We start from the raw sequence: 25,643 nt of genomic DNA on the forward strand, positions 1-25,643 counted from the left end.
GCGTGCCGCAGTATCACTGATTATCCGCTGCCGGGATGCCGAAATCGGGCATCCCGTTTTCTTGCCAGCGAATTGTTTTCAGGCGGGTATGGCGATTGGGATCGTAAAGCGGATCGCCTTCAATTTCGGTGTAATTCCGTGCGTGATAGACCAGCACATCTTCCCCTTCCGGCGTTTGCGTAAAACTGTTGTGCCCCGGGCCGTACTGGCGGTTTTCATAACTGGTTTTAAACACCGGCTGCGGCGATTTATGCCAGTTTTTGGAATCCTGCGGGTTGGCGGTGATATCGATCCACAACAAGCCCATACAGTAATTTTCGTCGGTGGCGCTGGCGGAATAACTCACAAAGAGTTTATCGCCGTGGAACAATACCGCCGGGCCTTCATTGACCAGAAAACCACGACACTCCCAGTCAAATTCCGGTTTGCTTAACATTACCGGTTCGCCTTTCAGCGTCCACGGGTTTTCCATTTCCGCCAGGTAGAGGTTGGAGTTCCCGGCAATATGTGGCGCTTTTTGCGCCCATAAATACCAGCGTTTCCCCTGATGCTCAAAGGTGGTGGCATCGAGCGCAAAGGTATCGAAAGGCGTTTTTACCTGGCCTTTTTCGACCCAGCGACCGCTGAGCGGATCGGCATCCGCGCACTCCAGTACGAACATGCGGTGCTGGAACATATTCAGCGCATCCAGCGCTTTGGTCCAGGTCGCGGCAAAGTAGAGATACCATTTGCCATCAATGTGATGCAGCTCCGGTGCCCAGATAAGCTCGCTCATTGGGCCGCTTTGCGGTTTGCGCCAGACTACCACGCCCTCGGCATCCCGCAGGCCTTCCAGCGTACTGGCGCGGCGGATCTCCAGCCGGTCATATTCCGGCACCGAGGCAACGAAATAGTACTCGCCTTGATGGCGCAGGATAAACGGGTCAGCGCGCTGTTCAATAAACGGGTTCGGCCAGTTATTCATTATGCATTCCTTACGTTATCGCCCGCCGGTAAATGCTGATTTTCGGTCAGTTCATGGTAGTTGACGCGGCGTTTTTCCAGATCCGCCTGGATCTGTTTCATCAGTTCACGGTCGACTTTCAGCAAGCGCACCACGCCTGCGGTGATCAGGTAGCCGACGCCCGGAATAATGGTAAACAGCAGCATGATGCCGTTAATGGCGCTGGCGCTTTGCTGTTTGGCGCCTGCGTCATAGCCATACCAGGAGAGCAGGAAACCGACCATCGCCCCGGCAACTGCCAGCCCCACTTTCAGGAAGAACAGGTTGCCGGAGAAGCTCATACCGGTAATGCGTTTGCCGGTTTTCCACTCGCCGTAATCATCGACATCCGCCATCAGCGACCAGTGCAGCGGGGAAGGGATCTGATGCAGAATGTTCAGCAGGAAGTAGAGCACCACAATCAGCACCGTGGCGTGTGGGTCAAAGAAGTAAAAGGCGCAAGAGAAGAACGCCAGCACGATATTGGTCCAGAAGAAGACTTTCAGTTTACACCAGCGGTCGGTCAGCACTTTTGCCAGCATACTGCCGAGCATCATGCCGACCACGCCAAGGCTAATAAACATCGTCGCGAAATGGGTGCTTTCCCCCATCACCCAGGTGACGTAATACATGGTGGCCGCCATGCGGATAAAACCAGGGCAAACATTGCAGAGCGTCAGCAGGAGGATGCGCACCCACTGATCGTTTTTCCACACGTCTTTGAAATCTTTTTTCAGATCATCATTGGTTGGCACCGCCGGGCGGATACGTTCGCGCACGGTGGCAAAGCAGAACAGGAACATACACATGCCGATAAACGCCAGCACCGTCATCGCCATCTGGTAGCCTTTGGCTTTATCCGCACCGCCGAACCACTCGGCCATCGGCAGCAGCGTGAGCGACAACAGCAGGGTGGCAATGCCGACCATCACAAAGCGATACGACTGGCAGGCAACGCGCTCTTTCGGGTCGTTAGTGATAACACCGCCCAGCGAGCAGTAGGGGATATTGATCGCGGTATAGGTCAGCGACAACAAGAAATAGGTGACAAAGGCATAGATAACTTTGCTGTTATAAGTCCATTCCGGCGTGGTGAACATCAGCACGCTGAAGACGGCGTAAGGTACGGCTATCCACAACAGCCACGGGCGAAAACGGCCATATTTACTTTGTGTCCGGTCAGCGAGCGCCCCCATTAGCGGGTCAGTCACCGCATCAATCACGCGAATCGACAGCAGTAATACCCCAACCAGCGCAGGTGCGAGGCCGAAGATATCAGTATAGAAATAGTTAACAAACAGCATGATAGCGCCAAAGATAATGTTGCATCCGGCGTCGCCCATGCCATAGCCAATCTTTTCTTTAACAGACAGTTTGTTGTTGTCCATTGCCGGTTCTCCCTTTGAGATATGGCATGAAGTATTTGTCTGTAAATTTTTGTTTGCGTAGCAGGATCAGGCCGCAGAGATGGACAAAATGGCTATGGGAAGGAAAGTGTGAGGAAGGTAACACAGTGATAACCCCCCTCTCCCGGGCGGGAGAGGGGGGAGTGGGTAAGGATTAATGCGCTTTCACGGCATTGGCGTTTTTCTGCTTCAGCAGGTAGCCGACGCCGAGGATGGCAATCCACACCGGGATCAGGTAGACGGAGATCGCCATGCCGTCTGTCATCAGCATGATCACCAGTACCGCTGCCATAAAGATCAGGCAGATCCAGTTCCCCAGCGGGTAGAACAGCGCCGGGAAACGCGGCGTAACCCCTTGCTGCTGCTTGGCGCGGCGAAAACGCATGTGCGCCAGGCTAATCATTGCCCAGTTGATCACCAGCGCGGAAACCACCAGCGCCATCAGCAGACCAAATGCGGATTCCGGGGCGAAGTAGTTGATCAGCACACACAGCGCGGTAAACAGCGCAGAGGTGATGATGGTGTTCACCGGCACGCCGCGTTTATCCACGTGTTGCAGTATTTTCGGCGCGTTGCCCTGTTTCGCCAGACCGAACAGCATACGGCTGTTGCAGTACACGCAGCTGTTATAAACAGAGAGCGCGGCAGTCAGCACCACAATGTTCAACGCGTTGGCCACAAACGAGTCACCCAGTTCATGGAAGATCAGCACAAACGGGCTGGTGTCAGCCGTAACACGCGTCCACGGCAGCAGGGAGAGCAGCACGGCCAGAGAACCCACATAGAAAATCAGAATGCGGTAGATAACCTGGTTGGTGGCTTTCGGAATGCTTTGTTCCGGGTTATCGGCTTCTGCGGCGGTGATCCCCACCAGTTCCAGACCACCGAAGGAGAACATGATGATCGCCATCATCATCACCAGCCCACCGATGCCGTGCGGCAGGAAACCGCCCTGTTCCCACAGGTTACGCACGGTGGCTTGGGGGCCAGCGCTGCCGCTAAACAGCAACCAGCCGCCAAATACGATCATCGCGACAACCGCGAAAACCTTAATAATGGCGAACCAGAACTCCATCTCACCAAATACCTTCACGTTGGTCAGGTTGATGGCGTTGATAATGACAAAGAACACGGCGGCGGAAACCCATGTTGGAATTTCTGGCCACCAGAACTGCACATATTTTCCGACGGCGGTAAGCTCCGCCATCGCCACCAGCACGTACAGCACCCAGTAGTTCCAGCCGGAAGCAAAGCCTGCAAAGTTGCCCCAATATTTGTAAGCGAAGTGGCTGAATGAGCCTGCTACCGGCTCTTCAACCACCATTTCGCCAAGCTGGCGCATGATGAGAAACGCGATAAAACCGGCAATGGCATAACCCAGAATTATCCCCGGACCGGCAGATTGAATGACGGATGCGCTGCCCAGAAACAGGCCAGTCCCAATAGCGCCACCCAGCGCGATAAGCTGAATGTGGCGGTTCTTAAGGCCGCGCTTTAGCTGATCGCCGTGCTGTTGACCTTCCATTATGAAACCTCGTGTGTGGTTGTTATTTGTACGCTGCGGTTTGCGTGTAATAAATAAATTCCGTTTTTTGTATTTTTTTGTTTACGAAATGTCGACGTGTTTTTTCGTCAATCCCTTTCATAGGGCTCAGAATAGTGATAAGTGCGCGGGAATGCATCTGCTTTATGAAACTCTGATGACGAGCGGATAAAAAAGAAACCGTTTCTGCGTACCCCATCTACTCCCTCAATGGCCTTATTTCTTTGTTTTATGCGCATTAAAAGAATATTTATTCATATATTGGCGAACTGAATCGGTTCATATGCCTTAATTGGCGTTTCAGGAAAGTTAAAACTGCCTCTTTCGTGGTAAACGAGGCATTTGTGCAAGGTTACATCTTTGAAACGCTATTTCTGTAACATTGTTAAAATGTGCGTGGTTTCCTGATTTCAATCAAAACCTGTATGGACAGAAGGTGAATACTTTGTTACTTTAGCGTCAAGAACATGAAATTGGTAAGACCAATTTACTCCGGGCGAGTGGTAGAGACAGGGAACAATGGCCTACAGCAAAATCCGCCAACCAAAACTTTCCGATGTGATTGAGCAGCAACTGGAGTTTTTGATTCTCGAAGGTACGTTGCGTCCCGGCGAGAAACTGCCTCCAGAGCGCGAACTGGCCAAACAGTTCGATGTTTCTCGTCCTTCACTGCGCGAGGCCATTCAGCGCCTCGAAGCGAAAGGCCTGCTCCTTCGTCGCCAGGGTGGCGGTACTTTTGTCCAAAGCAGTCTGTGGCAAAGCTTCAGCGATCCGCTGGTTGAGCTTCTGGCCGATCATCCCGAATCCCAGTTTGACCTGCTTGAAACCCGCCACGCGCTGGAAGGCATTGCTGCATATTACGCGGCGTTGCGCAGCACCGATGAAGACAAAGCGCGGATCAGCGAGCTGCACCAGGCCATTGAGCGGGCGCAGCAGTCCGGGGATCTGGACGCGGAATCCAGTGCAGTCGTGCAGTATCAAATAGCCGTAACCGAGGCGGCACATAATGTTGTGCTGCTTCATCTGCTACGCTGCATGGAGCCCATGTTGGCGCAAAACGTTCGTCAGAACTTTGAATTGCTGTACGCGCGCCGCGAAATGCTGCCGCTTGTCAGCAACCATCGCTCGAGTATTTTCGCGGCGATCATGGCCGGGAAGCCGGAAGAGGCGCGTGAAGCGTCGCACCGCCACCTGGCGTTTATTGAAGAGATTTTGCTGGATCGTAGCCGTGAGCAGAGCCGTCGTGAACGCTCGCTTCGCCGGTTAGAGCAGAGAAAGAATTAAGATTTTCTGGTGCAGGTTGTACCGGAAGAGTTGTAACACCAGCGCCAAACTTTAGAGCGCGGCAACTAAACGCAGAACCTGTCTTATTGCACTTTTGTGGTTTGAACGAAAAGGCATGAGAATGCAATGGGACAGGTTCCAGACAAATCAACGTATTAGATAGATAAGGAATACCCCCCATGTCAGAACGTTTCCAAAATGACGTGGATCCGATCGAAACTCGCGACTGGCAACAGGCGATCGAATCGGTCATCCGTGAAGAAGGTGTTGAGCGTGCTCAGTATCTGATTGACCAGCTCCTTTCTGAAGCCCGCAAAGGCGGTGTGAAAGTGGCAGCTGGCACAGGGGCGAGCAACTATGTAAACACTATTGCCGTTGAAGATGAACCGGAATACCCGGGCAATCTGGAACTGGAACGCCGCATTCGTTCAGCTATCCGCTGGAACGCCATCATGACGGTTCTGCGCGCGTCCAAAAAAGACCTTGAGCTGGGCGGCCACATGGCGTCCTTCCAGTCTTCCGCGACCGTTTATGAAGTTTGCTTCAACCACTTCTTCCGCGCGCGTAACGAGAAAGACGGCGGTGACCTGGTGTACTTCCAGGGCCACATCTCTCCGGGCATCTACGCACGTGCATTCCTGGAAGGTCGTCTGACTGAAGAGCAGATGAACAACTTCCGTCAGGAAGTTCACGGTAAAGGCCTCTCCTCTTACCCGCACCCGAAACTGATGCCGGAATTCTGGCAGTTCCCGACCGTATCCATGGGTCTGGGCCCGATTGGTGCGATCTATCAGGCGAAGTTCCTGAAATATCTGGAACACCGTGGTCTGAAAGATACCTCTGAGCAAACCGTTTACGCCTTCCTCGGCGACGGTGAGATGGATGAGCCGGAATCCAAAGGCGCTATCACCATCGCCACCCGTGAAAAACTGGACAACCTGTGCTTCATCATCAACTGTAACCTGCAGCGTCTGGATGGCCCGGTAACCGGTAACGGCAAAATCATCAACGAACTGGAAGGTATCTTCGCAGGTGCTGGCTGGAACGTTATCAAAGTGATGTGGGGCGGTCGTTGGGATGAGCTGCTGCGTAAAGATACCAGCGGTAAACTGATCCAGCTGATGAACGAAACCGTCGACGGCGATTACCAGACCTTCAAATCCAAAGATGGCGCGTATGTGCGTGAGCACTTCTTCGGTAAATACCCGGAAACCGCAGCGCTGGTTGCAGACTGGACTGATGAGCAGATCTGGGCCCTGAACCGTGGTGGCCACGATCCGAAGAAAGTTTACGCGGCACTGAAAAAAGCGCGTGAAACCAAAGGTAAAGCGACTGTTATCCTGGCCCACACCATCAAAGGTTACGGCATGGGCGATACCGCAGAAGGTAAAAACATCGCTCACCAGGTTAAGAAAATGAACATGGACGGCGTGCGTTATATCCGCGATCGTTTCAATGTTCCGGTTACCGATGAGCAGGTTGAAAACCTCTCTTACATCACCTTCCCGGAAGGTTCTGAAGAGCACAAATACCTGCACGAACGTCGTCAGGCGCTGAAAGGCTACCTGCCGTCTCGTCAGCCGAACTTCACCGAAAAACTGGATCTGCCTGCGCTGGAAGACTTCTCCCAACTGCTGGAAGAGCAGAATAAAGAGATCTCCACCACCATCGCTTTCGTGCGTGCCCTGAACGTGATGCTGAAGAACAAGTCGATCAAAGATCGCCTGGTGCCGATCATCGCCGACGAAGCGCGTACCTTCGGTATGGAAGGTCTGTTCCGTCAGATTGGTATTTACAGCCCGAACGGCCAGCAGTACACCCCGCAGGACCGTGAGCAGGTTGCTTACTACAAAGAAGACGAGAAAGGTCAGATCCTGCAGGAAGGCATCAACGAACTGGGTGCTGGCGCATCCTGGCTGGCGGCTGCGACTTCTTACAGCACCAACAACCTGCCGATGATCCCGTTCTACATCTACTACTCCATGTTCGGGTTCCAGCGTATCGGTGATCTGTGCTGGCAGGCTGGCGACCAGCAGGCTCGCGGCTTCCTGATCGGTGGTACTTCGGGTCGTACGACCCTGAACGGCGAAGGTCTGCAGCACGAAGATGGTCACAGCCATATTCAGTCGCTGACTATCCCGAACTGTATCTCTTACGACCCGTCTTATGCGTACGAAGTGGCAGTCATCATGCATGACGGTCTGCAACGTATGTACGGTGAAGCGCAAGAGAACATTTACTACTACATCACCACGCTGAACGAAAACTACCACATGCCGGCGATGCCGGAAGGTGCCGAGGAAGGTATCCGTAAAGGTATCTACAAACTCGAAACCGTTGCCGGTAGCAAAGGTAAAGTTCAGTTGCTGGGCTCCGGTTCTATCCTGCGTCACGTGCGTGAAGCAGCGCAGATCCTGGCGAACGACTACGGCGTGGGCTCTGACGTGTACAGCGTCACCTCCTTCACTGAACTGGCGCGTGATGGCCAGGATTGTGAGCGCTGGAACATGCTGCACCCGCTGGAAACGCCGCGCGTTCCGTACATCGCTCAGGTGATGAACGACGCACCGGCTGTGGCATCAACTGACTATATGAAACTGTTCGCCGAGCAGGTTCGTACTTACGTACCGGCTGATGACTACCGCGTACTGGGTACTGATGGCTTCGGTCGCTCCGACAGCCGTGAAAACCTGCGTCACCACTTCGAAGTTGATGCTTCTTACGTGGTGGTAGCAGCACTGGGCGAACTGGCTAAACGTGGCGAAATCGACAAGAAAGTGGTGGCGGAAGCAATCACCAAATTCAACATCGATGCAGAAAAAGTTAACCCGCGTCTGGCGTAAGAGGTAAAGAGATAATGGCTATCGAAATCAAAGTACCGGACATCGGGTCTGATGAAGTTGAAATCACCGAGATTCTGGTCAAAGTGGGCGACACCGTTTCCGCTGAACAGTCGCTGATCACCGTAGAAGGCGACAAAGCCTCTATGGAAGTTCCGTCTCCGCAGGCTGGCGTTGTTAAAGAGATCAAAGTCTCTGTTGGCGACAAAACCGAGACGGGCAAACTGATCATGATTTTCGATTCCGCCGATGGTGCAGCAGCCGCTGCACCTGCTCCGGCAGAAGAGAAGAAAGAAGCCGCTCCGGCCGCTGCTGCGCCAGCAACCGCGGCAGCGAAAGAAGTGAACGTCCCTGACATCGGCGGTGACGAAGTTGAAGTCACCGAAATTCTGGTGAAAGTGGGCGACACCGTTGCGGCAGAACAATCTCTTATCACCGTAGAGGGCGACAAAGCCTCTATGGAAGTTCCGGCGCCGTTCGCAGGCACCGTGAAAGAGATCAAAATCAACACCGGCGACAAAGTCTCTACCGGCTCGCTGATCATGATCTTCGAAGTGGCGGGTGCTGCACCTGCTGCGGCTCCGGCTCAGGCAGCCGCTCCGGCTGCGGCGAGCGCACCGGCAGCTGCGGCTGGCGCGAAAGAAGTCAACGTACCTGACATCGGCGGTGACGAAGTAGAAGTGACCGAAGTGCTGGTGAAAGTGGGTGACAAAGTCTCCGCTGAACAGTCTCTGATCACCGTAGAAGGCGACAAAGCCTCTATGGAAGTCCCGGCACCGTTCGCCGGTGTTGTTAAAGAGCTAAAAGTGAACGTGGGCGACAAAGTCTCCACAGGCTCGCTGATCATGGTATTCGAAGTGGAAGGCGCTGCGCCTGCCGCGGCTCCGGCTGCCGCTGCCGCTCCGGCATCTGCTGCTGCCCCGGCGCAGGCTGCTAAACCTGCTGCGGCACCGGCTGCGAAAGCAGAAGGTAAATCTGACTTCGCAGAAAACGACGCTTACGTCCACGCTACTCCGCTGATCCGCCGCCTGGCGCGCGAATTCGGCGTTAACCTGGCGAAAGTGAAAGGCACTGGTCGTAAAGGCCGTATCCTGCGCGAAGACGTTCAGGCTTACGTGAAAGACGCAGTGAAACGTGCTGAATCCGCACCTGCCGCTGGCGCGACTGGCGGTTCTCTGCCGGGTCTGCTGCCGTGGCCGAAAGTGGACTTCAGCAAGTTCGGCGAAATCGAAGAAGTGGAACTGGGCCGTATCCAGAAAATCTCTGGTGCGAACCTGAGCCGTAACTGGGTGATGATCCCGCACGTTACGCACTTCGACAAAACCGATATCACCGATCTGGAAGCGTTCCGTAAACAACAGAACGCCGAAGCTGAGAAGCGCAAACTGGATGTGAAATTCACCCCGGTTGTCTTCATCATGAAAGCCGTCGCTGCTGCGCTTGAGCAGATGCCACGCTTCAACAGCTCGCTGTCTGAAGACGGTCAGCGCCTGACACTGAAGAAATACATCAACATCGGTGTTGCGGTGGATACCCCGAACGGTCTGGTTGTTCCGGTCTTTAAAGACGTGAACAAGAAGAGCGTTACCGAGCTGTCCCGCGAACTGACGGTGATTTCCAAGAAAGCGCGTGACGGTAAGCTGACCGCAGGCGAAATGCAGGGCGGTTGCTTCACCATCTCCAGCATCGGCGGCCTGGGAACTACCCACTTCGCGCCGATTGTGAACGCGCCGGAAGTCGCTATCCTGGGCGTCTCCAAATCTGCAATGGAGCCGGTCTGGAACGGTAAAGAGTTCGTACCGCGTTTGATGATGCCGATTTCGCTCTCCTTCGACCACCGTGTGATTGACGGTGCTGATGGGGCGCGCTTTATCACCATCATCAACAACATGCTGTCTGACATTCGCCGTCTGGTGATGTAATCGAAGAAGCCGGCCTGACGGCCGGCTTTTTTCTGGTAATCTCATAGGGCTGTTGGGGTTATCAGGGGCAAAAGGACAAATCGTTTGCCGTTTGTTGTTTCAAAATTGTTAACAATTTTGTAAACTGCGGGCGGATAGAACGTCCCGGTGGATGAAGGGCGACATGAAGTACCCCTGACCGCCGGAAATCAATAAGAGGTCATGATGAGTACTGAAATCAAAACTCAGGTCGTGGTACTTGGGGCAGGCCCGGCAGGTTACTCTGCTGCCTTCCGTTGCGCTGATTTAGGTCTGGAAACCGTCATCGTTGAACGTTACAACACTCTCGGCGGTGTTTGTCTGAACGTGGGTTGTATCCCTTCTAAAGCGCTGCTGCACGTTGCAAAAGTTATCGAAGAAGCCAAAGCGCTGGCTGAACACGGTATCGTCTTCGGCGAGCCGAAAACCGATATCGACAAAATTCGTACCTGGAAAGAGAAAGTTATCACTCAGCTGACCGGCGGTCTGGCGGGTATGGCCAAAGGCCGTAAAGTGAAAGTGGTTAACGGTCTGGGTAAATTCACCGGGGCGAACACCCTGGAAGTGGAAGGCGAAAACGGCAAAACCGTGATCAACTTCGACAACGCTATCATCGCGGCGGGTTCCCGTCCGATCCAGTTGCCGTTCATTCCGCATGAAGATCCGCGCGTATGGGATTCTACCGACGCCCTGGAACTGAAATCCGTACCGAAACGCCTGCTGGTTATGGGTGGCGGTATCATCGGTCTGGAAATGGGTACTGTGTACCATGCGCTGGGTTCAGAGATTGACGTGGTTGAAATGTTCGACCAGGTTATCCCGGCCGCAGACAAAGACATCGTTAAAGTCTTCACCAAACGCATCGGTAAGAAATTCAACCTGATGCTGGAAACCAAAGTGACCGCCGTTGAAGCGAAAGAAGACGGCATTTACGTTTCCATGGAAGGCAAAAAAGCCCCTGCTGAAGCGCAGCGTTACGACGCCGTGCTGGTGGCTATCGGCCGTGTGCCGAACGGTAAAAACCTCGACGCTGGCAAAGCAGGCGTGGAAGTGGACGACCGCGGCTTTATCCGTGTTGATAAACAGCTGCGCACCAACGTGCCGCACATCTTCGCTATCGGCGATATCGTCGGTCAGCCGATGCTGGCGCACAAAGGCGTGCATGAAGGCCACGTGGCCGCTGAAGTTATCGCCGGTAAGAAACATTACTTCGATCCGAAAGTTATCCCGTCTATCGCCTACACCGAGCCGGAAGTTGCATGGGTGGGTCTGACCGAGAAAGAAGCGAAAGAGAAAGGCATCAGCTACGAAACCGCCACCTTCCCGTGGGCTGCTTCCGGCCGTGCTATCGCTTCTGACTGCGCTGACGGTATGACCAAACTGATTTTCGACAAAGAGACGCACCGTGTTATCGGTGGCGCGATTGTCGGCACCAACGGCGGCGAGCTGCTGGGTGAAATCGGTCTGGCTATCGAAATGGGCTGTGATGCGGAAGACATTGCGCTGACCATTCACGCGCACCCGACGCTGCATGAATCCGTCGGTCTGGCGGCTGAAGTGTTTGAAGGTAGCATTACCGACCTGCCGAACCCGAAAGCGAAGAAAAAGTAAGTTTCGCCAGTTTAAGATAAGGCAGCCTGCGGGCTGCTTTTTTTTGCCTTTTTCCCTCCTTTATTCCTTTTTCACCTAACTACAAGTTTTAGTAGGCATTTTTCACTCAGATTATTCCGTAAAATGCCGATAACTCAGCCAAGAATTTTTATATAACGCAGGCTGCAAGCCCGCACCTCTGGCTCCGTCATGACATGGACTGTGTGACTTTTCCTCGTTTCATTGCTCCCGTCCGGCGTTTGCCGCATTTGTAGTTCTTATCCCTGGTTTGGAATGAAAAAAGGAATCGTTATGTCTTATAAAAAAGTCGCTGTTGTCGGTGTGGTGTTGGCTGCGTTCGTGCTGTCGGGTTGTGGTGCGATGACCACGGCGGTGAAAAAACGTAATCTGGACGTGAAAACCCAGATGAGCCAGACCATCTGGCTGGAGCCCTCCTCTGAGAAAACCGTGTATATCCAGGTTAAAAACACCTCTGATAAAGACATGAGCAACTTGCAGACGCTGCTGTCAAAAGAGCTGACCGACAAAGGCTACAAAGTGACCTCTTCCCCGGATACCGCTTACTACTGGATCCAGGCCAACGTGCTGAAAGCCGACAAAATGGATCTGCGTGAAACCCAGGGCTACCTGAAAAGTGGTTACGAAGGTGCGGCGATGGGTGCGGCGCTTGGCGCGGGTATTACTGCGTACAATAGCAACTCCTCCGGCGCGGCGCTGGGTGTAGGTCTGGCGGCGGGCCTGGTTGGGCTGGCAGCCGATGCCATGGTTGAAGACGTTAACTTCACCATGGTTACCGATTTGCAAATCTCTGAGCGCAGCAAAGCGAAAGTGACCACCGACAACGTGGCAGCGCTGCGTCAGGGTACTTCCGGTATCAAGCTGCAAACCAGCACCGAAGAAGGCAACCGCGCGAAATACCAGACGCGTGTTGTGTCTAACGCGAACAAAGTGAACCTGAAATTCGAAGAAGCCAAACCGGTTCTCGAAGCGCAGCTGGCGAAATCTGTCGCTAACATTATGTAAGCCGCCTTTGCATTCCACATGATGAATGCATGGGTAGCCTGAAATAGGCGAGTCAGGAAACTGGCTCGCTTTTTTTATTGTGTTTCGTGATGAATTCAGGGTTTTCATCCGCAAAGTATAAAGATTGTGCAAAAACTGCCGATGGTAGATGACTACCACTATCGGTGAGAGAGGGAGTTTCATCGTCATGATCCGCGGACTTAGTTTTGCCTTACAGCTGCCTTCTGTTACGCGCGTGAACGCGACAACACAGGTTGGCGCTGCTGCACGTGCCGCCAGCAGTAATAACGCCGTCGCTAACAATAACACCTCGGCGAAAGTGATGTTCGGTAGCCAGACTTCAGAGATTTCGGCGGTTTATAGCCTGTCACCGAAAAAAATGAGCACCGGTGTTGCACAGCAGTCCAACCCCATTATTGAGGGGCTGATGCAATCGGCACTGGGCAGTGCTTCGGTTTCCTCGATGGCTGGCCTTGGCAGCGCGCTGCTTGGCAATCTGAAGGAGAACCGTGGCGATTTCACCCAGGCACTGACCGGGGTGAGCACAGATGTGGGGGCCAGCGCCGGTGCGAACAAATCAGCGGTGACGCTCAGTATCGCTACCAAATCCGGCTCGACTGTTCACCTGACGATGACCCAGCAGGACAACGGCATCGCGGTTGAGGTGAAAACGGAGGGCGAGGCGCTAAATGATGATGATGCGGCGGCAGTGGCGAACCTCGGCAGTGCGTTAAGCAAAGCGCTCAGCGGACTGGGGCAGCAACCGCCGAAACTGGATATCTCCGGTTTAACCAACTTTGATAGCAACCGCTTGAAATCTGTCGATCTGAAAACCGATATACGCAATGGCGATGATTCGCTGCAGTCGCTTAATTTCCATGCCGATAACAAAGCGCGCTCCGTTGCCTACCAGGATGGCGACTATTCGCTGAAGATGAGCAGCGATATGTCCAAACCTGCGCTCGCCGGCAGCTACGGCCAACAGCAGCTGGCGCTGAAGGCGTATGACGATAAATTCGATAAAGCGCGTATTGCCGGAAATGGCGATCGTGGCCAGATGGAAGCGATGAAATCTGTATTCCGCGCGCTGAACACCACTCGCGATGCGGAAAGCGCCAAAGTCACCCCAGGGCAAAACCTCACTCTTGATACGAGTGGCGTTTCGCAATTAAGCGGGCTGAATGATTTTTCGCTGTCGCTCGTGCAAACCGAGAAATCACCTAACCCGTTGCATGACGAAGAGAAAGATCGCTTCGCTTATACCGCCTCGCAATCTTCTGAAGAGCAGACACGTGATGACGGCTCAAAAACCGTGAAGCAGACGGCACGCAGCCATCTGAGCGCCGCCTGGCATGAGGCTATCGACCCGTCGATTCCGCTGGCGCTGAACAAAATGAAGTCGTCGCAAAACTACTTCTACCATCTGGTTGAAAACGATGAAGAGAACACCACCACGCTCAACTATAACGGTCGCGGGCAACTGGCAAGCGTCGGTCATAACGAGCAGGTGAACAACCGCTCAACGGTGCAAAAATACGTACTGGGTAAGCTGGTGGATCAAACCGTCACCCCGGAAAAGTATGCCAACAGTAATGTGCGTTCGTTGTTAGGTTCGGCGTAACAGCTATGTAACCAAACGGCCCTGCGGGGCCGTTTTTCATTCCGGTGGGCGAGGATTCTCTGTCGTTAAAACCTTCTCCCGCCTGCTTTATTCCGTCCTTAACGATTCAGCAAGTATTTAATGTTGCTTTTTTGTAAACAGATTAACACCCCCTGAAAATCCTGCTATGCTGCCCGACGCGGTTCGCGGATTTACCCTACAAACTGCTGTCTCACAGGAGCGTGAAGAGAAACGCCTGCCGCATTATGACAATGAGAGCGAGGAGAACCGTCGTGCTAGAAGAATACCGTAAGCACGTAGCTGAACGTGCCGCTGAGGGGATTGCGCCAAAACCATTAGATGCAACCCAAATGGCAGGGCTTGTCGAGCTGCTGAAGAACCCGCCTGCTGGCGAAGAAGAATTTCTGATTGACCTGCTGGCTAACCGTGTTCCACCAGGCGTTGATGAAGCTGCCTATGTAAAAGCGGGTTTCCTTGCCGCTATCGCCAAAGGCGATGCCACCTCCCCACTGGTTACCCCTGAAAAAGCGATCGAACTGCTGGGCACCATGCAGGGCGGCTATAACATTCATCCGCTGATTGACGCGCTGGACAACGAAAAGCTCGCGCCGATCGCCGCCAAAGCCCTGTCCCACACGCTGCTGATGTTCGATAACTTCTACGATGTGGAAGAGAAAGCGAAAGCGGGCAACGTGTACGCCAAACAGGTGATGCAGTCCTGGGCCGATGCCGAATGGTTCCTGAGCCGCCCGGCGCTGGCCGAGAAAATCACCGTTACCGTGTTCAAAGTCACGGGCGAAACCAACACCGATGATCTCTCCCCGGCACCGGATGCCTGGTCGCGCCCGGATATCCCGCTGCACGCGCTGGCGATGCTGAAAAACGCCCGTGAAGGCATTGAGCCGGATCAGCCGGGTAGCGTTGGCCCGATCAAGCAAATTGAAGCATTGGCGAAAAAGGGCTTCCCACTGGCCTATGTGGGCGACGTTGTGGGCACTGGTTCTTCGCGTAAATCCGCCACCAACTCGGTGCTGTGGTTTATGGGCGACGACATTCCGTTTGTGCCGAACAAACGCGGCGGCGGCCTGGTGCTCGGCGGCAAAATCGCGCCAATTTTCTTTAACACCATGGAAGATGCCGGCGCGTTGCCGATCGAAGTGGATGTTAACAGCCTGAACATGGGCGACGTGATTGACGTTTACCCGTTCAAAGGCGAAGTCCGTAATCACGAAACCGGCGAACTGCTGGCGAGCTTTGAGCTGAAAACCGAGGTGCTGATTGACGAAGTGCGCGCCGGTGGCCGTATTCCGCTGATTATCGGTCGTGGCTTGACCACCAAAGCGCGTGAAGCGCTGGGCCTGCCGCACAGCGACGTTTTCCGTCAGGCGAAAGACGTGGCGGAAAGCAACCGTGGTTATTCGCTGGCGCAAAAAATGGTTGGCCGTGCCTGCGGTGTGGCCGGTGTCCGCCCTGGCGCTTACTGCGAACCGAAAATGACCTCTGTGGGTTCTCAGGACACCACCGGGCCGATGACGCGTGATGAGCTGAAAGACCTGGCGTGCCTGGGCTTCTCTTCTGACCTGGTGATGCAGTCCTTCTGTCACACGGCGGCGTATCCGAAGCCGGTTGACGTGACCACGCACCACACGCTGCCGGACTTCATTATGAACCGTGGCGGTGTTTCGCTGCGTCCGGGCGACGGCGTTATCCACTCGTGGCTGAACCGTATGCTGCTGCCGGATACGGTTGGTACCGGTGGCGATTCGCATACCCGTTTCCCGATTGGTATCTCCTTCCCGGCGGGTTCAGGTCTGGTGGCGTTTGCCGCTGCGACCGGCGTGATGCCGCTGGATATGCCGGAATCAGTGCTGGTGCGCTTTAAAGGCAAAATGCAGCCGGGTATTACGCTGCGCGATCTGGTGCATGCGATCCCGCTGTACGCGATCAAACAGGGTCTGCTGACCGTTGAGAAGAAAGGTAAGAAAAACATCTTCTCCGGTCGCATTCTGGAGATCGAAGGTCTGCCGGATCTGAAAGTCGAGCAGGCGTTTGAGCTGACCGATGCTTCTGCTGAGCGTTCCGCTGCTGGTTGTACCATTAAGCTGAACAAAGAGCCGATTATTGAGTATCTGAACTCCAACATCGTGCTGCTGAAGTGGATGATTGCCGAAGGCTACGGCGACCGCCGTACGCTGGAGCGCCGCATCCAGGGCATGGAGAAATGGCTGGCCGATCCGCAACTGCTGGAAGCGGATGCCGACGCGGAATACGCGGCGGTGATCGAGATCGATCTGGCGGAAATCAAAGAGCCGATCCTCTGTGCACCGAACGATCCGGACGATGCGCGTCTGCTATCTGACGTTCAGGGCGCAAGCATCGACGAAGTGTTCATCGGTTCCTGCATGACCAACATCGGTCATTTCCGCGCTGCCGGTAAACTGCTGGATAGCCATAAAGGCCAGTTGCCGACCCGCTTGTGGGTAGCGCCGCCGACCCGTATGGACGCCGCGCAGTTAACCGAAGAGGGTTACTACAGCGTGTTTGGTAAGAGCGGGGCGCGTATTGAGATCCCGGGTTGTTCCCTGTGCATGGGTAACCAGGCGCGTGTTGCAGACGGCGCGACGGTGGTGTCCACCTCAACCCGTAACTTCCCGAACCGTTTAGGTACCGGCGCGAACGTCTACCTGGCTTCTGCGGAGCTGGCGGCGGTTTCGGCGCTGATCGGTAAACTGCCAACGCCGGAAGAGTATCTCAACTTTATGGCGCAGGTGGATAAAACCGCTGTCGATACTTACCGTTACCTCAACTTTGACCAGTTGAACCAGTACACCGAAAAAGCGGACGGCGTGATTTTCCAGACTGCCGTCTGATAACGAAGGCCACCCTGCGGGGTGGCTTTTTTTGCCCGCCTGTTGTTATTCCCGTCGCTAAAACGCCTGCCGCGCTTATTTTCTCCACGCCTGAGCGGTTATTTTTCCTCGCTTCCGGCCGCTGCGCTTTTTTTCTTGTATTGTGCTGCGATAATTACTGCATAGGCGGCTATCTGGCCTGCATGAGGAAGCGATTATGGATTACGAATTTTTGCGTGATATCACCGGAGTGGTAAAGGTGCGCATGTCGATGGGCCACGAAGTGGTGGGGCACTGGTTCAATGAAGAAGTGAAAGAGAACCTGGCGCTGCTCGATGAAGTGGAGCAGGCGGCGAAAACGGTGAAAGGCAGCGAACGTACCTGGCAACGCGCGGGCCACGAATACACGCTGTGGCTGGATGGCGAAGAGGTGATGATCCGCGCGAACCAGCTGGAATTTTCCGGCGATGAAATGGAAGAGGGAATGAGTTACTACGACGAAGAGAGCCTGTCGCTGTGTGGCGTTGAGGATTTTCTTCAGGTGGTGGCGGCTTACCGGCAGTTCCTCCAGCAGCGTTAATCAGGGCGCGTCCTTGCGCCCCTGGTGCGTTACACGGCCGGAATATTGCGGCCGTAGTAGATCTCGCGCATCTCTTTCCACAGCGCTTCGGTGATCTCTTTACGTTCTAGCGGCGTCAAATCTTCCGGTCTGGTATGAAACATGTAGTGCTTAAGGTCGAACTCTTTAAGCAACATCTTGGTATGGAAGATATTTTCCTGATACACGTTGACGTCCACCATGTCATACAGCGATTTCATATCATCCGACATAAAGTTCTGAATCGAATTAATCTCATGATCGATAAAGTGTTTCATGCCGTTGATATCGCGGGTAAAGCCGCGCACGCGGTAGTCGACGGTGACGATATCGGATTCGAGCTGGTGGATCAGGTAATTCAGCGCTTTCAGCGGTGAAATCACGCCGCAGGTTGAGACTTCAATATCCGCGCGGAAGGTGCACAAACCGCCTTCCGGATGGCTTTCCGGATAGGTGTGTACGCAGATATGGCTTTTATCCAGATGCGCGACGACGGCTTCCGGCAGCGGGCCCGGGTGCTCGGTTTTGTCGATAAGCTGCGGGTCGACAGGCTCTTCACTGACCAGAATGGTTACGCTCGCGCCCTGCGGCTCGTAATCCTGGCGGGCAATGTTCAAAATATTCGCGCCAATGATGTTACAGGTTTCCGTGAGGATCTCCGTCAAACGGTTGGCGTTGTAGAGTTCATCGATATAGGCAATATAGCCATCACGCTCTTCTGCGGTTTTGGCGTAGCAAATGTCGTAGATACAAAAACTCAGGCTTTTGGTCAGGTTGTTAAAGCCATGTAGTTTAAGCTTTTTCAATTTTTATCACCCCCTTAGTGTTACTGTGCAGCCAGTGCATCATGTAAATATTGCGGCAGGGCAAAGGCTGCCGTATGAATCGCCGGGTTGTAGTAGCGGCAGGTGAGATTGGCGTTGCGGAAACGAGCGGCAATAATCTCGGTGGAGAGATGGCGCAGTGCCTCGTTATCCGTGGCCCAGGCGAACGTCATAATGCCGCCGTAATAGGTTGGCACCGCCGCCTGATAGAAGCCGACATCGCTGAAATAGTGGCCGAGCTTGCGGTAGCTGTCGACCGCCTCATCTTGCTGTAAGAAGCTGACGCCGTTCTGCGCGACGAAGATCCCGCCAGGGGTCAGGCAGCGTTTGCAGCCTTCATAAAACGCAGAGGTAAACAAGCTCTCGCCTGGCCCGATAGGATCGGTACAGTCCGAGATAATCACGTCAAACGTCTGGTCAGTATGAGTAACAAAATTCACGCCGTCGTCGATCACCAGCGTAAAACGCGGATCGTCATAGGCGCCTGCATTGTGCTTTGGCAGATACTGGCGGCAGAAAGAGACGACGCCAGCGTCGATTTCTACCATGGTGATGGTTTCAATATTTTTATGGCGGCTGACTTCGCGCAGCATCGCGCCGTCGCCGCCGCCAATGATCAGCACGTGTTTCGCGTGGCCGTGTGCCAGCAGCGGAACATGGGTCATCATTTCGTGATAGATAAATTCGTCACGTTCGGTGGTTTGCACCACGCCATCCAGCGCCATAACGCGGCCAAAAGCGGCGTTCTCGAAAATAATCAGATCCTGATGATCGGTCTTTTCGTGATACAGCACCTTATCAACGGCAAAGTATTGACCAAAATGGTCGTGCAGCGTCTCTTGCCATACGTTGTTATCGGCCATCGGTAGCTCCTCTGTTAACACCCGCTAAAAACGGGCGCAACATCATAGCTAACTCTGATTAGCGATGCACGGTCAAAAGTTCACCGTTATTTGACGTAGGCAAGCAGGCTCAGGGAGTCGCGGGCGAGGGCTTTACATTTTTTCGCGGTCGGAATGCCAATACCGCTCAGATCGCGGTAACTCTCTTCACCAAGCGATTTCATGTCCCACGTGTCATAGTTGCTGAGATCCCACTGGTTTTGCTGGGCGAAAAAAACCAGGGCGCGGCGGATCTGCCCATTCGGTAAGTTGTTATAACCGCAGTCGTTTTTCAAAAATACAAACACTGCCGTGAGATCGGCCATGTCTTCAGCTTCGGATTCACTCAGTGCATAACTGTTGGCGGAGACAGCCAGCAAGCTGCCCAGGACAATTGTTCTGAAAAACGTCTTCATTATTTCTACCACGGCGTAACGGAATTTAAACGTTAGCACAGTCCGGATATGGCGACGATATTTATTATTGTCTCTTTTCTTGACCTTCCGGCAGGGGGAGGGTTTAAGCTCAAAAGATGACCTGCAATCGATAAGGAAATGCCCATGCAACGCCGAGATTTCTTGAAATATTCCGCTGCGCTGGGGGTGATGAGCACGCTGCCGTTATGGAGCCGTTCGCTGTTCGCCGCTGAGCGCCCCGCATTGCCTGTACCACCGTTACTCGCCGCCGACGCGCAAAACCGTATCGCGTTATCGGTGCAGGCAGGCGAAACCCTGTTTGGCAATAAACGCGCCGCTACCTGGGGATACAACGGTGCGCTGTTAGGCCCGGCGCTTCAGCTCCGTCAGGGGCGTGAGGTCACCGTTGAGATCCGCAATACGCTGTCCGAAGAGACCACCGTGCACTGGCACGGCGTTGAGGTGCCGGGCGAAGTCGATGGCGGGCCGCAAGGCATTATTAAACCCGGTGGTAGCCGAACCGTGACCTTTACCCCGACACAGCAGGCGGCGACATGTTGGTTCCACCCGCATCAACACGGCAAAACTGGTCGACAAGTGGCGATGGGGCTGGCGGGGCTGGTGCTGATTGAGGATGAGAACAGCCGTAAATTGCGCCTGCCGCAGCAGTGGGGCATTGATGATGTACCGGTCATCGTGCAGGACAAAAAATTCGCCGCCAACGGCCAGATTGATTACCAACTGGATGTGATGAGCGCAGCCGTTGGCTGGTTTGGCGATACGCTGCTCACCAACGGTGCCATTTACCCGCAACATTCCGCCCCGCGCGGCTGGCTGCGCTTGCGATTGTTGAACGGCTGCAATGCGCGTTCACTGAAGTTTGGCACCAGCGATCAACGCCCGTTGTATGTGGTAGCAAGCGACGGTGGTTTGCTTGGGGAGCCGGTGAAAGTGAGCGAGTTACCGGTGCTGATGGGCGAGCGCTTTGAAGTATTGGTCGATACCAGCAATGGTAAGCCATTTGATCTGCTGACCTTACCGGTTCAGCAGATGGGAATGACCGTTGCGCCGTTTGACCAGCCGCAACCGGTGCTGCGCATCCAGCCATTACAGGTGACCGCTTCCGGCACGTTACCGGATACGCTGGCGACACTGCCGGGTTTACCCGCGCTTGAAGGATTAACGCAGCGCACCTTGCAACTGTCGATGGATCCGATGCTCGACATGATGGGTATGCAGGCGCTACAGCAGAAGTATGGCGATAGCGCGATGGCCGGGATGATGGGCCACGGGCAGATGGGGAATATGCAAATGGGTCATGGCCAGATGAACCATAGCCAGATGGGCAAGATGCAAATGGATAATGGTCAGATGGACCATAGCCAGATGGGCAAGATGCAAATGGATAATGGTCAGATGGACCATAGTCAAATGGGTAACATGCAAATGGGTAGCGGCCAGATGAACCACGGCGGCAACGGTTTTGATTTCCATAATGCCAACCGCATCAACGGCAAAGCCTTTGATATGGCGACACCGCAATTTGCCGCGCAGAAAGGGCAATATGAGCGCTGGGTGATCTCCGGCGAGGGCGATATGATGTTGCACCCGTTCCATATTCACGGCACGCAGTTCCGCATTCTGTCGGAAAATGGCAAACCGCCAGCGGCGCATCGCGCAGGCTGGAAAGATACGGTTGAAGTGTATGGCGCGCGCAGCGAAGTGTTAGTCCGTTTCCAGCATGACGCGCCGAAAGAATTTGCCTATATGGCGCACTGCCATCTGCTGGAGCATGAAGATACCGGGATGATGTTAGGCTTTACGGTTTAGCGCTTCACTTTCCGCTTTACTCCGGCGGCAGGCGGTCGCAGAAAGGAAAATCCCCTCATGCCAGATGGCAGAGGGGATTTTTTATAACGACTTCCGGTCAGGGAGAAGAGAGATTACTTCGCGTCATCCGGCAGCGCATAAGCGACAATGTAATCGCCCATTTTGGTACCGAACGAACCGTGACCGCCTGCGGAAATGACCACGTACTGCTTGCCATTAACCTCATAAGTCATCGGTGTCGCCTGGCCACCAGCCGGCAAACGGCCTTGCCACAGTTTCTCACCGTTGCTCATGTTATAAGCGCGCAGGTAGTTATCTGCGGTCGCGGCGATAAACAGCACATTACCGGCGGTGGAAATTGGGCCGCCGAGCATCGGCATCCCCATATTGAACGGCACCGGAACCGGCATCGGGAACGGCATGCTGTCTTGCGGTGTACCAATACGTTTTTTCCATACCACCTGGTTGGTTTTCAGATCCAGTGCGGAAATGTAACCCCAGGCCGGTTGTTTACAAGGCAGACCAAATGGCGAGAGGAACGGGTTCAGCGTCACGCCAAACGGCACGCCATACTGCGGCTGAATACCGGATTCCGAACCAGTACCTTTCGCATCTTTCGGCGGCTCCATCGGGTTGCCTGGACCGCGCGGGATCAGTTTTGACACAAACGGCAGCGCCATTGGGTTGGCAATCGCCACCTGACGGTTTGGATCAACGGAGATACCGCCCCATTCGAACATCCCCAGGTTACCCGGGAATACCAGCGTGCCCTGCTCAGATGGCGGCGTGAAGATACCTTCATAGCGCATCTGGTGGAACATCACGCGGCACACCAGTTGGTCGAACATGGTGGCGCCCCACATATCCGCGCCGCTCAGGTTTTTCGTCGGACGGAAACTCAGCTCGGAGAAGGGCTGGGTTTTGGCTACGTAGTCGCCTTTTGCCGCGCCTTGCGGAACCGGTTTTTCCGGTGCCGGAACCACCAGCTTACCGTTGGTACGATCGAGGACGAAAATGTTGCCGGTTTTCGCCGGCGCATAAATAACCGGTACGGTTTTGCCGTTCACGGTAATGTCCGCCAGCGTCGGCTGGGACGGCATATCCATATCCCACAGATCGTGGTGTACGGTCTGATAGCTCCAGGCGAGCTTACCGGTGGTGGCGTTCAGCGCGACGATCGAGCTGGCGTAGCGCTCCTGCTCTGGTGTGCGGTTGCCGCCCCAGATATCCGGGGTGGTGACGCCCATCGGCAGATAGACTAAATCCAGTTTCGCGTCATAAGCCGCAGGCGCCCACGAGTTCGGCGAGTTAAAGGTGAAGGTGTGTTCATCCGAGGGGATCGCGTTCGGATCTTTCGCGCCCGGATCGAAGGCCCACAGCAGTTTACCGGTATTCACGTCGAAACCACGGATAACACCGGAGGTTTCACGGGTGGAGAAGTTATCCGTTACCGAACCGGCAATCACGATGGTTTTATCGGTGATGATCGGCGGAGACGTTGGCTCATACAGACCCGGCGTGGTATCCGGCATATTAGTCTGCAGATTCAGGATCCCTTTGTTGGCAAAGGTTTCGCACAGCTTGCCGTTATCCGCATTCAGCGCAAACAGACGACCATCGTTCACCGGCAGAATAATGCGGCGCGGGCAGTCAGCAACGACATCCGGGCTGGCGTTATCGGCGCGCGCTTCATGGTAAGAAACACCGCGGCAGGTCACATGCTGGAACGAAGTATTGGTGTTCAGCTGCGGATCGAAGTGCCACTTCTCTTTGCCGGTGGCGGCATCAATCGCAAACAAACGCTGGTGCGCGGTACACAGAAACAGCGTGTCGCCCACTTTAATTGGCGTCACTTCGTTGGTTATTTCACCGGGATCGTTTGGCATTTTCAGGTCGCCGGTGCGGAACACCCAGGCTTCCTTCAGGTTTTTCACGTTATCGGCATTGATCTGTTTCAGCGGAGAGTAGCGCTGGCCTTCCTGGTTACGCCCATAGGCTGGCCAGTCGCCATCGGCCACCTGTGAAATCGGCGCGGCCGGTGTGGCATCGGCGCTCAGGGTGCCGTGAACTTCTTGCGGATCGTTAAAACCCGCCCAGGTGAGAATGCCACCGCTAATTAACAGTGCCACCACCAGCGCGGCTACCGCACCGCTGGAAGGCACAATCAACCGCCGCCAGACGAACGGCAGAATCAGCCAGATGCCGAAGAAGACGAGGATATCGCTACGCGGCGTCAGCGCCCAGAAGTCGAAACCGACTTCCCACACGCCCCAAATCATGGTTGCCAGCAGCAGGGCGGCATACAGCCACAGCGCGGCGCGCTTCCCTTTCCACAACAGCCATGTCACGCCGAGCATGACCAGACCGGCGATGGGGTAGTACCAGGAACCGCCAATGCTGACGAGCCAGACCCCACCGATTAAAAGATACAGCCCGCAGAAGGCTGCAAAGAGCGTCGTCAGCGTGACAAGCAGCCGCGACCGTTGAGTTTTTGTTTCCGCCATAAAACACATCCGTTGATTTGTTAATATTTTGATAGCAAGTAATTATAGGAGTTAACAAGTGTGACCGTCATCACAAAATGAGCTTTGTAGCGGAATAACCCGCAACAATCTTTTTGCTGGTATACTGCGCACCTTGCGTTTCAATCACTGGTTTAAGCACCGGTATTGAGTGATTTACTCTTTAAATCATATGGTTAGTAAAATGAAACACACTGTTGAAGTGATGATCCCGGAAGCGGAGATCAAAGCGCGTATCGCTGAGCTGGGTCGTCAAATCACTGAGCGTTATAAAGATAGCGGCAGCGAAATGGTGCTGGTTGGGCTGCTGCGCGGCTCGTTTATGTTTATGGCTGACCTGTGCCGTGAAGTGCAGGTGTCGCACGAAGTCGACTTTATGACCGCCTCCAGCTACGGCAGCGGCATGTCCACCACCCGCGATGTGAAAATCCTCAAAGATCTCGACGAAGATATTCGTGGCAAAGATGTGCTGATCGTGGAAGACATTATCGATTCGGGTAACACGCTGTCGAAAGTGCGCGAGATCCTGCGCCTGCGTGAGCCAAAATCGCTGGCGATTTGTACCCTGCTGGATAAACCGTCGCGTCGTGAAGTGGATGTGCCGGTCGAATTCGTCGGTTTTGCTATCCCGGACGAGTTTGTGGTGGGTTACGGTATTGATTACGCGCAGCGTTATCGCCATTTGCCGTATGTCGGCAAAGTGGTGATGCTGGACGAGTAAAAAAACGGGGCCAATTATGGCCCCGATTGTTATTTGTGGTTGCTGTGCTTCTGACTCAGGTTTGACACGCCCTGACGATAGCGCTGTTCCAGCGACTCGCGGTTAGTGGCGGTGACGTCCAGATCGCGCAGCAGACCATCATGAATGCCGTAGGCCCAGCCGTGAATGGTCACTTTCTGGCCACGTTTCCACGCGGATTGCATGATGGTTGAATGGCCCAGGTTGTAGACCTGTTCCATCACGTTCAGCTCGCACAGCGTGTCGAGACGACGCTCCGGCGGCATTTCGCCCAGCAGCGAGCTATGTTTAAACCAGATATCGCGAATGTGCAGCAGCCAGTTGTTGATTAGGCCCAGTTCCGGATTCTCAACCGCCGCTTGCACGCCGCCGCAACCGTAGTGACCGCAGATGATAATGTGCTCAACTTCCAGCACATCCACCGCGTACTGCACCACGGAGAGGCAGTTCAGATCGGTATGGATAACCAGGTTTGCAACATTACGGTGTACAAACAGTTCACCCGGTTCGAGCCCGGTAAGACGTTCTGCGGGTACGCGTGAGTCGGAGCATCCAATCCAGAGAAAGCGCGGCTTCTGTGCTTGCGCCAGTGTTTCGAAAAATCCAGGATCTTCTTCCACCAGCATTTTTGACCATAGTGCATTGTTGCTGATGAGTGTATCTATGTCTTTCATGGAGGTTAACGACCTGTAACCAGATAAGTGCGTTGCGCTAATATAGGTGAACTCTCCGTC

The 25,643-nt window shown here is 54.3% G+C and carries 18 protein-coding genes; 10 read left to right on the top strand and 8 right to left on the bottom strand.

Annotation, left to right across the window (positions count from 1 at the left end; all coding sequences use genetic code 11):
- Positions 1–13: 13 nt before the first annotated feature.
- The 3 genes from DFO56_RS09805 to aroP form a co-directional block, all read right to left on the bottom strand.
- On the bottom strand, positions 14–964 hold the full coding sequence (locus DFO56_RS09805; RefSeq protein WP_045511948.1) for a family 43 glycosylhydrolase: 951 nt from the start codon (positions 962–964) through the stop codon (positions 14–16).
- Positions 964–2,370 carry a glycoside-pentoside-hexuronide (GPH):cation symporter gene (locus DFO56_RS09810; RefSeq protein ID WP_045511951.1) on the bottom strand — a complete coding sequence of 469 codons (1,407 nt, stop codon included), beginning with the start codon at positions 2,368–2,370 and terminating at the stop codon, positions 964–966. The genes DFO56_RS09805 and DFO56_RS09810 overlap by 1 nt, the downstream gene beginning before the upstream one ends.
- 172 nt (positions 2,371–2,542) lie before the next feature.
- Positions 2,543–3,916 carry an aromatic amino acid transporter AroP gene (gene aroP / locus DFO56_RS09815; protein WP_114413861.1) on the bottom strand — a complete coding sequence of 458 codons (1,374 nt, stop codon included), beginning with the start codon at positions 3,914–3,916 and terminating at the stop codon, positions 2,543–2,545.
- Between the two features lie 534 nt (positions 3,917–4,450).
- On the opposite strand from aroP, the gene pdhR reads away from it, so the two are divergent.
- The 8 genes from pdhR to yacL all read left to right on the top strand — a co-directional run bounded on the left by pdhR (position 4,451) and on the right by yacL (position 17,679).
- Positions 4,451–5,215, top strand: a complete 765-nt coding sequence (pdhR, locus tag DFO56_RS09825; RefSeq protein ID WP_017457950.1) for a pyruvate dehydrogenase complex transcriptional repressor PdhR — start codon at positions 4,451–4,453, stop codon at positions 5,213–5,215.
- A 179-nt stretch (positions 5,216–5,394) separates the two neighbouring features.
- Entirely contained in the window at positions 5,395–8,058 is a 2,664-nt protein-coding gene (aceE, locus tag DFO56_RS09830) for a pyruvate dehydrogenase (acetyl-transferring), homodimeric type (RefSeq protein ID WP_020456568.1), read from the top strand.
- Positions 8,059–8,072: 14 nt separating this feature from the next.
- Positions 8,073–9,977 (top strand): pyruvate dehydrogenase complex dihydrolipoyllysine-residue acetyltransferase, encoded by a 1,905-nt coding sequence (gene aceF, locus DFO56_RS09835; RefSeq protein WP_045511955.1) that lies wholly within the window; start codon positions 8,073–8,075, stop codon positions 9,975–9,977.
- Positions 9,978–10,181: 204 nt separating this feature from the next.
- Positions 10,182–11,606, top strand: a complete 1,425-nt coding sequence (gene lpdA / locus DFO56_RS09840) for a dihydrolipoyl dehydrogenase (protein ID WP_025263731.1) — start codon at positions 10,182–10,184, stop codon at positions 11,604–11,606.
- A gap of 291 nt (positions 11,607–11,897) precedes the next feature.
- Positions 11,898–12,629 carry a complement resistance protein TraT gene (gene traT / locus DFO56_RS09845; RefSeq protein WP_020456571.1) on the top strand — a complete coding sequence of 244 codons (732 nt, stop codon included), beginning with the start codon at positions 11,898–11,900 and terminating at the stop codon, positions 12,627–12,629.
- Positions 12,630–12,816: 187 nt separating this feature from the next.
- The gene (locus DFO56_RS09850) at positions 12,817–14,250 is read left to right on the top strand and encodes a hypothetical protein (protein ID WP_045511957.1); all 1,434 of its coding nucleotides are present in this window, start codon (positions 12,817–12,819) and stop codon (positions 14,248–14,250) included.
- Between the two features lie 272 nt (positions 14,251–14,522).
- Positions 14,523–17,120 (top strand): bifunctional aconitate hydratase 2/2-methylisocitrate dehydratase, encoded by a 2,598-nt coding sequence (gene acnB, locus DFO56_RS09860; RefSeq protein WP_020456573.1) that lies wholly within the window; start codon positions 14,523–14,525, stop codon positions 17,118–17,120.
- Between the two features lie 196 nt (positions 17,121–17,316).
- A complete protein-coding gene (yacL, locus tag DFO56_RS09865) occupies positions 17,317–17,679 on the top strand; it encodes a protein YacL (RefSeq protein WP_020456574.1) in 363 nt (120 codons plus the stop codon).
- Between the two features lie 29 nt (positions 17,680–17,708).
- Here the strand turns inward: yacL and speD are convergent, their stop codons facing one another.
- From speD to DFO56_RS09880, 3 genes are all read right to left on the bottom strand, one after another.
- Entirely contained in the window at positions 17,709–18,503 is a 795-nt protein-coding gene (gene speD / locus DFO56_RS09870; RefSeq protein WP_045511959.1) for an adenosylmethionine decarboxylase, read from the bottom strand.
- Positions 18,504–18,523: 20 nt separating this feature from the next.
- Positions 18,524–19,384, bottom strand: coding sequence for a polyamine aminopropyltransferase (gene speE, locus DFO56_RS09875; protein WP_020456576.1), 861 nt, complete (start codon positions 19,382–19,384; stop codon positions 18,524–18,526).
- An 86-nt stretch (positions 19,385–19,470) separates the two neighbouring features.
- Positions 19,471–19,818, bottom strand: a complete 348-nt coding sequence (locus DFO56_RS09880; RefSeq protein ID WP_020456577.1) for a YacC family pilotin-like protein — start codon at positions 19,816–19,818, stop codon at positions 19,471–19,473.
- Between the two features lie 144 nt (positions 19,819–19,962).
- Here DFO56_RS09880 and cueO point away from each other — a divergent pair, with 144 nt between their 5' ends.
- Positions 19,963–21,648, top strand: coding sequence for a multicopper oxidase CueO (gene cueO, locus DFO56_RS09885; RefSeq protein WP_045511961.1), 1,686 nt, complete (start codon positions 19,963–19,965; stop codon positions 21,646–21,648).
- Positions 21,649–21,761: 113 nt separating this feature from the next.
- Here the strand turns inward: cueO and DFO56_RS09890 are convergent, their stop codons facing one another.
- Positions 21,762–24,152, bottom strand: coding sequence for a glucose/quinate/shikimate family membrane-bound PQQ-dependent dehydrogenase (locus DFO56_RS09890; RefSeq protein WP_045511963.1), 2,391 nt, complete (start codon positions 24,150–24,152; stop codon positions 21,762–21,764).
- Positions 24,153–24,354: 202 nt separating this feature from the next.
- On the opposite strand from DFO56_RS09890, the gene hpt reads away from it, so the two are divergent.
- Positions 24,355–24,891, top strand: coding sequence for a hypoxanthine phosphoribosyltransferase (gene hpt, locus DFO56_RS09895; RefSeq protein WP_017457963.1), 537 nt, complete (start codon positions 24,355–24,357; stop codon positions 24,889–24,891).
- Between the two features lie 29 nt (positions 24,892–24,920).
- On the opposite strand, the gene can is transcribed toward hpt, so the two are convergent.
- The gene (gene can, locus DFO56_RS09900) at positions 24,921–25,583 is read right to left on the bottom strand and encodes a carbonate dehydratase (protein WP_044489565.1); all 663 of its coding nucleotides are present in this window, start codon (positions 25,581–25,583) and stop codon (positions 24,921–24,923) included.
- Between the last annotated feature and the right edge of the window lie 60 nt (positions 25,584–25,643).

This window comes from Kosakonia sp. AG348, assembly GCF_003337365.1.
Classification (GTDB): domain Bacteria; phylum Pseudomonadota; class Gammaproteobacteria; order Enterobacterales; family Enterobacteriaceae; genus Kosakonia.

Coding starts and splice junctions, on each gene's coding strand:
- aceF (WP_045511955.1), top strand. CDS start 8,073: ATGGCTATCGAAATCAAAGTACCGGACATCGGGTCTGATGAAGTTGAA.
- DFO56_RS09880 (WP_020456577.1), bottom strand. CDS start 19,818: ATGAAGACGTTTTTCAGAACAATTGTCCTGGGCAGCTTGCTGGCTGTC.
- DFO56_RS09850 (WP_045511957.1), top strand. CDS start 12,817: ATGATCCGCGGACTTAGTTTTGCCTTACAGCTGCCTTCTGTTACGCGC.
- traT (WP_020456571.1), top strand. CDS start 11,898: ATGTCTTATAAAAAAGTCGCTGTTGTCGGTGTGGTGTTGGCTGCGTTC.
- hpt (WP_017457963.1), top strand. CDS start 24,355: ATGAAACACACTGTTGAAGTGATGATCCCGGAAGCGGAGATCAAAGCG.
- cueO (WP_045511961.1), top strand. CDS start 19,963: ATGCAACGCCGAGATTTCTTGAAATATTCCGCTGCGCTGGGGGTGATG.
- DFO56_RS09890 (WP_045511963.1), bottom strand. CDS start 24,152: ATGGCGGAAACAAAAACTCAACGGTCGCGGCTGCTTGTCACGCTGACG.
- speE (WP_020456576.1), bottom strand. CDS start 19,384: ATGGCCGATAACAACGTATGGCAAGAGACGCTGCACGACCATTTTGGT.
- aceE (WP_020456568.1), top strand. CDS start 5,395: ATGTCAGAACGTTTCCAAAATGACGTGGATCCGATCGAAACTCGCGAC.
- pdhR (WP_017457950.1), top strand. CDS start 4,451: ATGGCCTACAGCAAAATCCGCCAACCAAAACTTTCCGATGTGATTGAG.
- DFO56_RS09810 (WP_045511951.1), bottom strand. CDS start 2,370: ATGGACAACAACAAACTGTCTGTTAAAGAAAAGATTGGCTATGGCATG.
- lpdA (WP_025263731.1), top strand. CDS start 10,182: ATGAGTACTGAAATCAAAACTCAGGTCGTGGTACTTGGGGCAGGCCCG.
- DFO56_RS09805 (WP_045511948.1), bottom strand. CDS start 964: ATGAATAACTGGCCGAACCCGTTTATTGAACAGCGCGCTGACCCGTTT.
- yacL (WP_020456574.1), top strand. CDS start 17,317: ATGGATTACGAATTTTTGCGTGATATCACCGGAGTGGTAAAGGTGCGC.
- can (WP_044489565.1), bottom strand. CDS start 25,583: ATGAAAGACATAGATACACTCATCAGCAACAATGCACTATGGTCAAAA.